Source organism: Pseudoalteromonas sp. AS71, from assembly GCF_038900275.1.
GTDB lineage: Bacteria > Pseudomonadota > Gammaproteobacteria > Enterobacterales > Alteromonadaceae > Pseudoalteromonas.
Genome location: NZ_JBBMQZ010000003.1, coordinates 105259 through 118562 on the forward strand (window position 1 = coordinate 105259; position 13304 = coordinate 118562).

13 protein-coding genes are annotated in these 13304 nt (G+C 37.2%); 12 read left to right on the forward strand and 1 reads right to left on the reverse strand.

The annotated features are described in order from the left end of the window. The first annotated feature begins 424 nt into the window (after positions 1-424). The gene (locus tag WNY98_RS03425; protein ID WP_342877125.1) at positions 425-2044 is read left to right on the forward strand and encodes an EAL domain-containing protein; all 1620 of its coding nucleotides are present in this window, start codon (positions 425-427) and stop codon (positions 2042-2044) included. Here WNY98_RS03425 and WNY98_RS03430 read toward each other — a convergent pair. Continuing rightward, positions 2041-2949 (reverse strand): pyridoxal-phosphate dependent enzyme, encoded by a 909-nt coding sequence (locus WNY98_RS03430; protein WP_076925414.1) that lies wholly within the window; start codon positions 2947-2949, stop codon positions 2041-2043. The genes WNY98_RS03425 and WNY98_RS03430 overlap by 4 nt on opposite strands. 76 nt (positions 2950-3025) lie before the next feature. Here WNY98_RS03430 and WNY98_RS03435 point away from each other — a divergent pair, with 76 nt between their 5' ends. Genes WNY98_RS03435 through WNY98_RS03485 form a run of 11 tightly spaced genes read left to right on the forward strand, consistent with a single transcriptional unit; the run spans position 3026 to position 13303 of the window. After that, entirely contained in the window at positions 3026-3949 is a 924-nt protein-coding gene (locus tag WNY98_RS03435; protein WP_024598058.1) for a hypothetical protein, read from the forward strand. Then, positions 3946-4545, forward strand: a complete 600-nt coding sequence (locus WNY98_RS03440; protein ID WP_231616675.1) for a PilN domain-containing protein — start codon at positions 3946-3948, stop codon at positions 4543-4545. Before WNY98_RS03435 ends, WNY98_RS03440 begins: the two co-directional genes overlap by 4 nt. Next, complete coding sequence (locus tag WNY98_RS03445) at positions 4542-5219, forward strand: agglutinin biogenesis protein MshJ (protein ID WP_342877126.1); 678 nt, start codon at positions 4542-4544, stop codon at positions 5217-5219. Before WNY98_RS03440 ends, WNY98_RS03445 begins: the two co-directional genes overlap by 4 nt. Continuing rightward, positions 5197-5523 (forward strand): agglutinin biogenesis protein MshK, encoded by a 327-nt coding sequence (locus WNY98_RS03450; RefSeq protein WP_024594540.1) that lies wholly within the window; start codon positions 5197-5199, stop codon positions 5521-5523. Before WNY98_RS03445 ends, WNY98_RS03450 begins: the two co-directional genes overlap by 23 nt. Continuing rightward, complete coding sequence (gene mshL / locus WNY98_RS03455; protein WP_342877127.1) at positions 5501-7165, forward strand: pilus (MSHA type) biogenesis protein MshL; 1665 nt, start codon at positions 5501-5503, stop codon at positions 7163-7165. Before WNY98_RS03450 ends, mshL begins: the two co-directional genes overlap by 23 nt. Positions 7166-7167: 2 nt before the next feature. Then, positions 7168-8070 carry an AAA family ATPase gene (locus WNY98_RS03460; RefSeq protein ID WP_182736640.1) on the forward strand — a complete coding sequence of 301 codons (903 nt, stop codon included), beginning with the start codon at positions 7168-7170 and terminating at the stop codon, positions 8068-8070. Beyond that, positions 8067-9209, forward strand: a complete 1143-nt coding sequence (locus WNY98_RS03465) for a tetratricopeptide repeat protein (RefSeq protein ID WP_342877128.1) — start codon at positions 8067-8069, stop codon at positions 9207-9209. The genes WNY98_RS03460 and WNY98_RS03465 overlap by 4 nt, the downstream gene beginning before the upstream one ends. Next, entirely contained in the window at positions 9206-10933 is a 1728-nt protein-coding gene (locus WNY98_RS03470) for a GspE/PulE family protein (protein WP_076925387.1), read from the forward strand. The genes WNY98_RS03465 and WNY98_RS03470 overlap by 4 nt, the downstream gene beginning before the upstream one ends. Then, a complete protein-coding gene (locus WNY98_RS03475; protein WP_170072583.1) occupies positions 10920-12140 on the forward strand; it encodes a type II secretion system F family protein in 1221 nt (406 codons plus the stop codon). The genes WNY98_RS03470 and WNY98_RS03475 overlap by 14 nt, the downstream gene beginning before the upstream one ends. Positions 12141-12144: 4 nt before the next feature. Then, complete coding sequence (locus WNY98_RS03480) at positions 12145-12729, forward strand: prepilin-type N-terminal cleavage/methylation domain-containing protein (protein ID WP_342877129.1); 585 nt, start codon at positions 12145-12147, stop codon at positions 12727-12729. A 22-nt stretch (positions 12730-12751) separates the two neighbouring features. Beyond that, positions 12752-13303, forward strand: coding sequence for a prepilin-type N-terminal cleavage/methylation domain-containing protein (locus tag WNY98_RS03485; RefSeq protein WP_076925390.1), 552 nt, complete (start codon positions 12752-12754; stop codon positions 13301-13303). The last annotated feature ends 1 nt before the right edge of the window (position 13304 follow it).

A 13304-nucleotide genomic window follows, 5' to 3' on the forward strand; every position in this document is an offset into this window, starting at 1 on the left:
AAGACAATTCATAAAATAGAATTTTCCTCACCGGTTGCTATATGAAATCTCATACATCCTTTTCCCATATGTTTATTTCAGCAAAGGTTGAATTATCAATGTCAGAAGTTAGTGAGTTGGGCACTATAAACAAAGCACACAGCTTCGCTGCACATAGTACAAGCAAAACGCGCTTAAGCTTGAGGATTCAATTTAATCTATTTATAAAATAAAGGGCATAGTTGTTTGTTTGTGTAAGTTCTCGTTTATCTGAGTGTTTTTTGTTTAGCACTATTAATAAACGTTTAAACTTAGTTTATAGCCTTGTACTTCTATAGATATTGAACAACACTTTAGTTAATAATTTAACGAGTGGCAGGCTATGCAAAAGAGTAAAATCTGGCTTTTCAAGTACTTCAAAGGTATCTCTTTTGTCTTATTTTTAATGATACTTATTAGTTTTAATTTTATTTTAAATGATGCATTACATCAAAAAGTTCATGCTTCTGGTCAGCAGTTCGTTAAACACGTTTACGAGCTGAATTTATCTCCTTCTATAAACAATAAAGTGTTGGCTGCATTGGCTAAAAGTGAAGGTTTTATGTTGGAAGTGCCAAAGCCTGCAGAGCATTTTAAGCATTTAGTGAATATAGAGCGCGAAGTTTTTTCTTACAAAACATTAAATTTGAGCCTCTATCACTATCCTGCTTGGGTAACACAAAGTTACTTATTTATATTGCTAAACTTGATCATATCAGGCGCCGCTGGCTGGTCTTATCGCTGGTGGGGTTTATTGAATGTAAGTCGTAAAATTACGCCCAAAAATACAATGATACAACCTACTAAAATTATTAAACAAAAACAAAATAAAATACGATTAATTAAACAAGTAAAAAAATGCGAATTAAGTTCTTTGTATGGGGTTAATAGAGCATCACATAGCTTATTTTTACTCATTGAATGTGACTTTGATAAGAAAACCGATAAAGAAGCTATTTTTAAAGTGTTAATCACTAGAAAATTGACTGGATTTAAAGATGTGTCGGTAAAAATACTAAATTCCAATTACTTAGCCATCACCTTGCCACATATATCTACTCCCGAGTTAGACAGCTACGTTGAAAAGCTTCATCAGAGCGTGTTTTTACTATGCCAAAATTACCAAAAAAGTATGACTCATAAAAACATTAAAATAGGTGCGTGCGACTATCGAGTAGGCGCAGATAAAATTGCGGTTTATCAGTTAGCAAAATCAGCACTTATGCTATCGCAAAGCAGCTCAGTACAGCACTATCACCGCTTAGCGTTAAATTATTACCAAGAAAAACCACTCTCGAGTAAACAGGTTATCGAAAATATTAAAAAGAATAAGTTTATATTATTCTTCCAGCCTTTATTTGAGCTCTCTAGTGGGGAGATTTTACAACATGAAGCGCTTATTAGGGTTAGGCATAGCCAACTTGGATTACTAGCTGCTCGTTATTTTATTAATCAGGTTTATAGTAATCAAGACGCTTTAATATTAGATAAAGCCGTAATAACACAAGTTAAAAAGCTAATGCTGAGTGAATCTTCGGCTCAAACAGTTAGTGTAAATCTACACCCTAAAAATTGGTTTAACGATGTATTTTGGGAGTGGCTACCTAGTCAAATAGCTGAACTTAAATTAAGTGCTAAATTACAATTTGAAATAAGTGAGACAGAATTTTTTACTCATAGAAAATCGATAACTAATGCACTAAATATAATTAAAAAAAGCCGTTCACAAATTGTAATTGATAATGTAAAAAGTAGTGAGAAGTTAGCTGTATTAGCTGATTATAACCAAGTATGTGGGCTTAAATTATCATACGATCTAATTCATTTGTTAAATGAAAAAACTCAAAATCAAAGGCAAATAAAAAAGATAGTCGAAGCCGCAAACCTTTTAAATTTACCTGTATATGCCGTTGGCGTAGAGACTCAAAAAGAGTTGTTTACGCTTGCCAAGTTGGGAGTGGTGGGAGCTCAAGGGTTTTACTTTTCAGAGCCACTTCAAGAGTTTACGCAAGCGGTATTTCATTAAATTAAGCCTCTATATTTAAGACCATTTAGCCCCTGAAGTCCGCCGGTATGGACCGCAATAATCTTACTCCCAGATGGGAAATAATCTTGCTCAATAAGTTGCCACAATGCATACACCATTTTTCCGCTATAAATAGGCTCAAGCGGTAGGTTGTGTGTGCGGCCTATATCTTGGCAGAACTGCCATAACTCAGGTGAAAATTTTCCATAACCACCACCATGAAACTCTGTGAGTAACTGCCAGTTAGTTTGATTATTAGCTTTAGCGCTGAGCTTTTTTATTTCTTGATTTAAATAATCAGCTTGTTTTAATACCGCTATACCAATAACTTGTGTTGTTGAAGCACTGCCTTCTATTAATCCAGCAAGCGTGCCACCACTACCTGTAGGGCAAGCTAAGTAGTTATGTTCGGGTAAGCTTTGTACTAACTCTTTACATCCTAATAAAGCGTGCTCATTTGTACCACCTTCAGGAATGATATAAGCATTTGGAAAGCGCTCTTGCAAAGCATTAAGGTAATCGGTGTCTTGGCGTTTTCGATACTCTATACGATTAACAACATGTAGGTTCATACCACAATGTTTTGCAAATTGGATTGTTGGGTTGTTGTTATCCAGTTCTGGTCCGCGAATAATCGCGTGAGTTTTTATATTAAATTCTTTTCCTGCGGCTGCGCAGGCGTGAATATGGTTTGAAAACGCACCACCAAAAGTCAGAAGCTCTGTTTTATTTATCTTTTGCATATGCGCTAAATTGTATTTTAATTTACGCCATTTATTGCCACTTATTAGCGGATGGAGTAAATCATCACGTTTTATACCTAAACAAATATTTCTCTTTTTTAGAAACGAGCTATCTAATTGTTGAATATAGTTATTTTCATCTATTTTGAATGTTTCATGCATTTTATTGGTTTTCAATTTGGCAAAGTAGTTAAAATGTACGACACTTATTTCATACTCAATTAACAATAGTAGCTATATGAAAGAAAAGCTGTTTTCATGGTTAAATCGTAGTTTAGATCCAAATACAGCTATTGGTGTTGCAACTTACGCAGATACTGTTAACGCGGTATGTTTAAAAAAACAACGCGACCAATGGATGGTTCACAGTTCTCACAGTGTAAATGTGTCTGAGCAAACCGATTATACCGCTGCAATTGTTGCTTGTACAAATGAGGTGTCTACTGATATTTGTGCAGTTAATTTAGTCATACCGCACTACTTTTATCAAATAGTGCAAATGGATAAACCAAACCTTAGTGATGAAGAAATCATTCAGTCGCTGCCTTGGACTACAAAAGATTTAGTTGATATAGCCTCTGAAAACATTGTAGCTGACTTTATCGATTATCCAATAACGTTACCAATGCAAAGCAGCAAAATGAATGTATTTATTACTAATAAGCTGCAGCTACTTCCGTTTATAGACAGTTTTGAACAAACTAAACCAGTTTTGCGTGCAATGACCTCTGAAGAAATGGTTTTAGTAACTTTATTTGGCTCATACAAAGAGGCGCATATGCTGATTGTGCAGCATGCTAATCATGAACCTCGAATCTTAATTATTCGTGATGGACAATTAGTATTAGCTAGGCGATTAAATGGTTTTTTAGGTATTTCAGATAAGGATCAAAACCAAGAATTAGTAGAGGCGTTAGGGTTAGAAATTCAGCGTTCGATGGACTTTTTTGAAAGCCAGCTCAAGCAACCGCCAATTCGCAGCATACAGCTACAGTGCGATGATTTATCTTCATTAACTCTTAGAGCCGGTCTTGCAGAGTTTTTACAAGTAAAAGTTGTAGATTTTGCGCCTAACTTAGAATTAGCGCAGCAATTAGAGCCAAACTTTTATTATGCGCTCGGAGCAGCCTATCAATTAACAGATCCGGAGTCTGTGCTATGAAAACCCGGATTAATTTTTATCAAAAAACCTTACGAGTACGCCGAGACCCAGTCCCTTTATCGGGAATGATTACACTGTGGTTAGGTGCGCTATTAATTATTGCAATCACGTGGGCTTTTTACAGTTATAAAACTTATTCAAGTGAGCTTGATTTAGAACAAAAAAAGGAATATCTCAAACAAGGAAAAGCTCAGTTAGAAGTTGTAAAACAGCAGCTAGCAGAGAAGCAAAATAAAACAATTTTTATTAATGAACTAAAAACACTTCAGCAAGAGGTTTTGCATAAGCAGCAAATATTTAGTTATTTAGAGCAAAGCTCAGATCAATCCGCAACCGACTATGCGCAGGTTATGCAAGATTTAGCCAAGTATCACGAGCCTAATATCTGGCTTACCCATATTAAATTTGTAGGGCAAAGTGTCACGTTTCAAGGGCAAGTATCGCAGTCAAAATTTTTACCTATGTGGTTTAATAATTTAAAGCAGTCACCTTTTTTTATTGATAAAGAATTTTCAGTTTTAGAACTGTCAACAAAAGATGGTCTGAGTGAATTTAATGTGGCGACCGACCTTGCTGATAAAGGCGCTAAACCATGAACAACAAGAAAGACAAAGGTTGGCCTATTTGGGCAAAGTATCGAGCTCAATTTGCATCGCTGCAAAAGCGTGAGAAGTATTCCACTGTATTTGTAGGCTTATTCATGGTGATTTACCTCGGCCTGTGGTTTGTTATTTTTCCACAGCAAGATGAAGTTGCTCATATTCGCTCTGAACAAAATGCAGCATTGCAGGAGTTACAGCAGATAAATGCGCAACTCTCCATGTTAAATCAAGCACTAAACTACGACTACACTAAGGTTTTACGCAGTCAAATTGCACAAACCAGAGATGAGTTAGCAGAAATAAATAATCAACTTAATAGTTTTAGCCAAGGCTTTGTAGCGGCTAAAAATGTACCTGCCGTTTTAAAAGATTTGCTCGTAGATAGTAGCGACGTAAAAGTGAGTAGCTTTAATGTCAAACCAGCACAGGCTATCGATGTAGAAAAACTAGGTGAACATGATACGCAAACATTATTTTTTGAGCATCAGATGGTCGTTACTTTAGAAGGTAGCTACTTTAGCTTACAAAAATATTTAGCCGCATTAAAAAGTAATCAAGATAAGTTATTAATACAGGAGTTTAGTTATCAGGTACTAGAGTACCCTCAAGCTGAATTAACTTTACAAATTGCTACAGTGAGCGCTAATGAAAAATTTATCGCATTATAATTTATGTTTTTTATTACTTTTGTTCACTTTCGCACCCAGTGCATTAGCGCAATTACGCGATCCTACTCAACCAAATATGTATGTAAATAACAACAAGAGTGTAACTCAAAACACAGAACTTAAATTGCAATCTATTATTAAAAACAGTACCGCATTTAAGGCTATTATTTCTGGCCATATTTATCGAGTGGGTGATGCTGTAGACGATTTTCGGGTGCTAAGCATAAACTCAAAACAGGTTGTGCTAGCAAATGACGATAAACAAATAAAATTAGAATTATATGACTATGAAATTAAAAAATAATTTATCTTACCCGTGGCTTGTTCTTCTATTGTTACCTACATTTTTAACGGCTTGCCATAGCTTTAAGCCTGGTAAAAAAGTTAAAACTCATATAGAACAAGAGCTGGCTGAAAAACCAGTAGAAGCTAAAGCGATTGCGCCTTTACAGATGCCGAGTGAGCTTACCCAAAGCTTGTTGTCATCTATAAATAATGAGCAAACTATAAATGATGATTTATCTATCAAGCGTTTTGATGTCGCTGCAAATGATGTTGAAATAGGTACTTTTTTTGCAGGCTTAACAGACGATACGCCTTTTAGTGTTGCTGTGCATCCTGAGGTAAATGGCACAATTAGTTTAAATCTTAAAAGCGTTACGTTTAATGAAGTCATTGCTGTTATTAAGCGTATGTATCCTTTAGATATTGTTAATGAAGGACGAATAGTACAAGTACTGCCAGCCAAAATGCGCACAGAAACAATACCTGTAAATTATTTAATGATGCAGCGCCATGGTCAGTCTACAGTGAGTGTGGTTGCTGGTGGGGTTAGTCAATTTGCACAAAGTGGCAGTAGTTCGAGTGGTTCAAGTTCAGGTAGTAGTAACCAGCAAAATAATGAGTTTGGCGGCGATAATCAAAGCTTAGACTTAAACGGTTCTCGAATCCAAACAATTAATAAAAATGATTTTTGGAAAGAATTAGAAGTCGCCCTTAAGTCTTTAATTGGCGCAAGCGATGGGCGCTATGTTGTTGCAAGCCCACAAGCTAGTTTGGTAACCGTAAATGCACTACCAAGCGAAATTAGTCAGCTAAAAGAGTTTTTGCGTCAAAGCCAAGAAAACCTGCAACGCCAAGTTATTCTAGAAGCAAAAATAATAGAAGTAACTTTAAAAGATGAGTACCAACAGGGGGTTAACTGGGAGCGTATAGCGAGTGGTTTAGAAGGCGGTATTTCGTTTGCTACAACAGCGGGTTCTACTATCAGTAATAGTATTTCAGCCGCAATTGGTGGAGCGTCATCGCTAACCATTCAAAAAGGAGACTTTAACGGGGTTATTAATTTGCTTGAAACGCAAGGTGATGTGCAAATGCTATCTAACCCTCGAGTTACCGCTACAAACAATCAAAAAGCAGTTATAAAAGTAGGGCAAGACGAATATTTTGTTACTAATGTATCAAGTACGACGGTAACGGGTACTGCTACAACGACCTCGCCTGAGATTGATTTAACGCCGTTCTTTTCTGGTATTGCCCTTGATGTAACACCGCAGATTGACAAGTATGGCTCAGTAATTTTACATGTTCACCCTTCAGTAACTGAAACAGAAGAGCAGCTAAAAGTAATTACATTAGACGATCAACGTTTTGAGTTGCCTCTAGCACAAAGTAACATTCGAGAATCAGATACTGTTATTCGCGCTCAAAGTGGCGAAATAGTGGTTATTGGTGGTTTGATGCAAACATCAACACAGGATGAAGAATCAAAAACCCCCGTGTTGGGTGATATCCCACTATTTGGCAATTTATTTAAAAGTATTCGTAAACGCCAAGAGAAAAAAGAACTGATTATTTTAATCAAACCAACTGTTGTTATGCCAGATACTTGGAAAAAACAACAAGGTGAAAGCCGTCAGCTTTTAAAAACATGGTATGAAAACTAACCATGTATTTAAGCTTTTTTAATTTAAGTGAAATGCCTTTCACGTTAACCCCTAACACAGAGTTTTTTTGTGCACTTGAACCGCACCACGAAGCGATGCAAGTGTTAACAACAGCTATTGAAATGGGTGAAGGGTTTATTAAAGTCACTGGTGAAGTTGGGACTGGTAAAACGCTACTGTGTAGAAAGCTATTAAACCAACTTGAGCCAGATTACATTGTGGCTTATTTGCCTAATTCCTATTTAAGCCCAGAAGAGCTTAGATGGGCGATTGCAATTGAGCTGGGCATGGATGTAGATAAAGCATTAGATCAGCAAGCGCTAGGGCAGCTTATAAATCATCACCTACTTGACTTACAAGAAGATAATGAGCGTGTAGTGCTTTTGATAGATGAGGCGCAATGCTTGAGTTGGGAGACTTTAGAAGCGTTGAGATTATTTACAAACTTAGAAACAGAAAGCGAAAAACTAATTCAAGTTGTGTTATTTGGACAACCTGAACTTGATGAAAAGCTGGCAAACAACAAAGTAAGGCAATTACGCCAACGTATCAGTTTTTCCTATAAATTACGGGCGATGACTGGCGCTGAGGTTGTTTATTATATTAATCACCGCTTACAAGTTGCAGGGTTTAATAGGCCTCCTTTATTTAATAATAGTATGGGGCTCAAAATTGCTAGAGCTAGCCGTGGAATTCCTAGATTAGTTAATATTTTATGCCACAAAGCACTATTACAAGCTTACGGTGAAGGATTAAATACAATAACAAATCGCCATATTCAACTTGCCATAAAAGATACCGAAGACTGCGCAAAGTATCGAACCGGACAATATTGGAGCTACAGTGCTTTAATGTTTAGTGTTTTAGCTATTGCTGCCATATGGGCATGGAGGCAGTGGCTATGAGCGTTATAAATAATATGCTTAAAAATATTGAGCAACGAGAAGCTAAACAAGTAAGTACTCAAGGAGGTATAAGTTTAAAGCCGATATATGATGTAAAAAATATTGCATTTAAAGCCGTAATTTTACTTATTATGCTAAGTGTCATTTTTTTAGCATACCTATATTTACCGACCGCCGACAAAAAAGAGACTCAACGTGAGTCTGTGTTACCACAGCAAAAAATGGTCGCGGTTCTAAGCTCTAATTTATCTGATTATCAAGATGAAAAAAGCAATGTAGAACCTTTAGTTGAGCAAGATGTTGTGAAAACGGTTGTGCAAGTTGAGCAAATAAAACCAGAAGTGAATGATTTAGCTGAATCCAAGTTGAGTGAAGCCGCATTACTGGTTTCTCAACCAACGGCTGAGCCAGTTGTAATTGCCGAAGTTAAACAAGGCCCTGCACTAGCTAAAGATAATGTACTGGTAACTAGCGAAGCTATTGTCAGCAAACCAAAAATTACTCCAATGATTAAAACTAAGTCTCAAAATACTATGACTAAAAGCGTGGCAGAAGCTAAGTCGCCACAGGCTTTATTGATTGAGCAATTAGCCGCAGCTAAACAAGCAATACAGTTTGGCTTATACAATGAAGCCATTAGTGATTTAAATATTATTTTAGCGCAATTGCCTTTGCACGTTGAAGCTCGAAATTTACTCGCTGCAACTTACTTTAAACAACAAGATATAAATTCTGCGCAACAGGTTTTGCAAGCAGGTATTCGCCAAAACCCTAACGTACTTGAATGGCGTGTAATGCTAAGCAAAATACTCATTATGCAACAACAGTATGAAGGAGTATTGCTGCTTTTAAGTGATGAATTTGAGGCTCAAGCGAATCTTGATTTTTGGGTGCTACAAGGTACTGCTGCGCAAAGTGCGAGTAAGCACCATAAAGCACTTGAAAGCTTTAAACATCTTACACAACTACAGCCTAGTCAAGCTAAGTGGTGGCTGGCACTTGCAACCTCAAAAGATGCATTAGGAGAGTACCTCGATGCTAAACAGCTTTACAAAGTGGCTCTAGATTTAGGTGGATTAAATACAGCTATGACGCAGCATGCATTACAGCGTTTAGTTGCGCTAAAGGAGGCCGTATGAGACCTAGTTTAAAAATGCGCTTAGGGGACTTACTTGTTCATGAGCACATGATCACCGAAGCGCAACTAAGCGAAGCGCTAAACGTTCAAGCTGCGACGGGTCGTAAATTAGGTTCGACGCTTATTACACTTGAGTTTATTAGTGAACCACAACTATTACGTTTTTTAGCGCAGCAATTACAAGTACCTTTTTTAGATATATCACAGCGAAAAATATCAGCTGATGTATCTAAGCTTTTATCTGAGGTTTATGCACGTCGCTACAGAGCATTAGTAATTGAAGACAATGGTGACTCTGTTTTAGTCGGGATGAGCGATCCTGCTGATCTAAGGGGGCTTGATCAACTTGCAACTATGCTTGCTCCTAAACGAATAGATTTAGCTGTTGTACAAGAAAGTCAAATAATGGCTGCGTTTGACAACGTATATCGTCGTACAGATGAAATTACTAACTTTGCAGCACAACTCCATGAAGAATATCAAGACGTAGAAGAGTTTGATTTAAACTCTTTAGGTGATGAGACATCCGATGCAACCGTTGTAAAGTTACTGCAATCAATATTTGAGGATGCAGTTCAAGTTCGCGCATCTGATATTCACATTGAGCCAGATGAAGGTTTGCTTCGCATTCGTCAACGTGTAGATGGCATATTACAAGAGCATACTCTTAACCAAGTAAAAATAGCATCGGCATTAGTGCTACGTTTAAAGCTTATGTCGGGATTAGATATATCTGAAAAACGCCTTCCTCAAGATGGTCGCTTTAATATAAAAGTGCGCAGCCATAGTATTGATGTGCGCCTATCTACTATGCCCGTTCAGCATGGCGAATCAGTTGTAATGCGTTTGCTTGATCAATCAGCCGGATTATTATCGTTAGATGAAACAGGCATGCCAGTACACATATTAAAACGTGTACGCAGCATTATAAAACGTCCTCATGGCATGGTTTTAGTTACTGGGCCAACAGGCTCGGGTAAAACAACCACACTATACGGTGCATTAAGTGAGTTAAACCAACAAGAAAGTAAAATTATTACAGTAGAGGATCCCGTTGAGTATCGTATTGGCCGTATTAACCAGGTACAAATAAATAATAAAATAGGGCTGAGCTTTGCAAGTATTTTACGGACCGCTCTAAGGCAAGATCCTGACATTATAATGGTTGGCGAAATGCGCGACCAAGAAACGGTAGATATTGGATTAAGAGCCGCTTTAACAGGCCACCTCGTACTATCAACGTTACATACCAATGATGCAATTACCAGTGCTATGCGTTTAATCGACATGGGCGCACCAGCCTATTTAGTTGCAAGTTCACTGCGCGCGATTATTGCTCAGCGATTAGTAAGACGAGTATGTAATGACTGCAGAGTACCGTACTTGCCAGATCGCCAAGAATTAAGTTGGTTAAAATATTTAGGCGAAGAGATTACAGATGCTCAATTTTCTAAAGGGCAAGGTTGCACCGCATGTAATCACAGTGGCTATAAAGGGCGTGTAGGTATTTTTGAGTTACTCGAAATGGATGATGCGATGATGGATGCATTACGGGTTAACGACACACAAGGTTTTGCAAAGGCAGCTAAAAATAGTGCTAACTTTTCACCACTTTCAACAATGGCACTAAATTACGCTAAGCAAGGTATTACCTCTTTAGATGAAGTATTTAAAGTGGCTGAATATATCCCAGAAATAGTAGGGGATATTGATGCAACTATATAACTATAAAGCGAAAGACAGCAAAGGTGTATTGGTCAAAGGCCAATTAGAAGCGAGTAACCAAGCTGGCGTAGCCGATAGTTTAATGAAGCGTCAATTTATACCAATATCAATTTCTTTAGTTGAAACAAAAAATAATATTAAAATTTTTGATAACTTATTTGTCGAAAAAATAACGTTAGACGACATGATTATGTTTTCTAGGCAAATGTATTCGCTATTAAAAGCAGGTATTCCAATTATACGAGCAATGATTGGGCTGGCAGATACAACACAAAATAAAGAATTTAAAAATGTATTGATGGAAGTTACCAGGCAACTTGAGCAAGGCCGTGACTTATCCAGTGCAATGGCGATACATAACGAAGTATTTAGCCGTTTAACCGTGTCAATGGTTATGGTTGGTGAAGGTTCTGGTCGATTAGAGGATGCATTTTACCAACTCGCTATTTATTTTGAAAAAGAGCAAGAAACCCGCAAACGAATAAAAGCAGCAATGCGCTACCCCACTTTTGTTATTTTGGCTCTTGTAGCAGCTATGGTTATTTTAAATATTTTTGTAATACCTACCTTTGCGAGCATGTTTGCCAAGTTTGATGCCGAATTGCCGTTAATGACACAAATACTAATTGGTACTAGTAGTTTTTTTGTTAATTTCTGGTGGTTGTTGTTGATCATGGGTATTAGCGCGGTATTCGCTTGGAAGCGTTATTTAAATACAGATACTGGGCGCTTTAAGTGGGATCAATATAAATTAAAAATTCCCTTTATTGGCGATATTCTAAAACGTACTTTGCTTGCTCGCTACAGCCAAAGTTTAGCTATGGTATTGCGATCTGGTGTTCCCATGACCACTGGATTATCGCTTACTGCGCATGCAGTAGATAATAGTTATATGGAAAAAGCGATTGTTACTATGCGCCAAGATATAGAAAAGGGCGATAGTTTACTTAGAGCGTCAAAAAGCTCTGAACTGTTTTCTCAGCTTGTATTACAGATGGTTGCGGTGGGCGAGGAAACCGGTCGGGTTGATGAGCTATTACAAGAGGCTGCTGATTATTATGAGCGTGAAGTTGATTACGATCTACGTAGTTTAACTGCAAAAATCGAACCTATTTTAACTGTGTTTGTTGCCATTATGGTGCTGATTTTAGCGTTGGGTATTTTTATGCCTATGTGGAACATGATGTCAGCGATTAAAGGTAATTAACCAAGTGATTGCGCCAAAGGCTTACTCAAAAGGTTTCTCATTATTTGAGTTAGTTATTGTTGTTATTTTACTGGCAGTAATTTTGAGCTTTGCTATACCTCAATATATAGGAATTAAAAATCAAGCGCATAATGCGAGCGTAGACGCTATTGCAGGTGCTTTCTCATCGGCCGTTGGCATGGTTAGGGGTCAATGGGAATTAGAAGGAAGACCAAGCAGTAGGTCAAACAAAACATTTGTTAATTATGGAGGTGTAATAGTTGGTATTGATGGAGTGTTAGGTACACCAACAAGCGATGAAACAGAAAAAAAAGATACTCGTGCAGAAGCTATAAATGCTAATAAATGTCGCCAAGTTTTAAATGTAATTTTACAAGACGCACCCAGTAGTACGTTAAGTAATGAAATATCAAGAATAAAAAGTGTAAGTTTTTTAGTTAGGTACAATGCAGAAAGTACGCAATGCGACTACTATTTAACTCATACCATTGATATTAAAAGTATACCTACTAATACGAGTGAAATATCAGGTTTAACAGGTTTTTCATACTTTGCTAAAACAGGCAAAGTAAAAATATTTAAAAATTAAGTAATTAAAAAGAGGCTTACTTATGAAAACGCAATCGTTAAAAAGTTTACCAATGAATAAACAAGCAGGTTTTACACTTGTTGAATTGATCATCGTAATTGTTATTTTAGGCATTTTAGCAGTTACCGCCGCACCTCGTTTTTTAAACTTGCAAGGTGATGCAAATGCTTCAACACTAGAAGGCTTACAGGGCTCTATTCGCAGTGGCATGAATATTGTGAATGGCAAATCTATTATTGCTAGTGATCACAAGAAAGATGAAGCGGAAGTTACTGTAGATACTGGTGCCCCTGTTCCAACTGTATATGGTTATCCAGCAGCTTCACTCATTGCATTCAATGCATTTTTGGATGTAGATTTTGCGGACGGAACTGCTACTGGAGCAACAGTGGATGGTGGTGATTTTAACCTTGTAGAAACTACCGTGACTGATGGTGAACAGGTAATTATCTTTCCTAATAGTTATGTACAAACAGACGATTGTCGAATTGAGTATACAGAAGCTAGTGACGGTGGTTCTGGATCTGTTGTAGTAACTCCACCTACTATTACACTTGTTACTACGGGCTGTTAAT

Bases quoted from the DNA above. Each gene is read 5' to 3' on its own strand.
- WNY98_RS03425 (WP_342877125.1), top strand. From the start codon at position 425: ATGATACTTATTAGTTTTAATTTTATTTTAAATGATGCATTACATCAA.
- WNY98_RS03430 (WP_076925414.1), bottom strand. From the start codon at position 2,949: ATGCATGAAACATTCAAAATAGATGAAAATAACTATATTCAACAATTA.
- WNY98_RS03435 (WP_024598058.1), top strand. From the start codon at position 3,026: ATGAAAGAAAAGCTGTTTTCATGGTTAAATCGTAGTTTAGATCCAAAT.
- WNY98_RS03440 (WP_231616675.1), top strand. From the start codon at position 3,946: ATGAAAACCCGGATTAATTTTTATCAAAAAACCTTACGAGTACGCCGA.
- WNY98_RS03445 (WP_342877126.1), top strand. From the start codon at position 4,542: ATGAACAACAAGAAAGACAAAGGTTGGCCTATTTGGGCAAAGTATCGA.
- WNY98_RS03450 (WP_024594540.1), top strand. From the start codon at position 5,197: ATGAAAAATTTATCGCATTATAATTTATGTTTTTTATTACTTTTGTTC.
- mshL (WP_342877127.1), top strand. From the start codon at position 5,501: ATGACTATGAAATTAAAAAATAATTTATCTTACCCGTGGCTTGTTCTT.
- WNY98_RS03460 (WP_182736640.1), top strand. From the start codon at position 7,168: ATGTATTTAAGCTTTTTTAATTTAAGTGAAATGCCTTTCACGTTAACC.
- WNY98_RS03465 (WP_342877128.1), top strand. From the start codon at position 8,067: ATGAGCGTTATAAATAATATGCTTAAAAATATTGAGCAACGAGAAGCT.
- WNY98_RS03470 (WP_076925387.1), top strand. From the start codon at position 9,206: ATGAGACCTAGTTTAAAAATGCGCTTAGGGGACTTACTTGTTCATGAG.
- WNY98_RS03475 (WP_170072583.1), top strand. From the start codon at position 10,920: ATGCAACTATATAACTATAAAGCGAAAGACAGCAAAGGTGTATTGGTC.
- WNY98_RS03485 (WP_076925390.1), top strand. From the start codon at position 12,752: ATGAAAACGCAATCGTTAAAAAGTTTACCAATGAATAAACAAGCAGGT.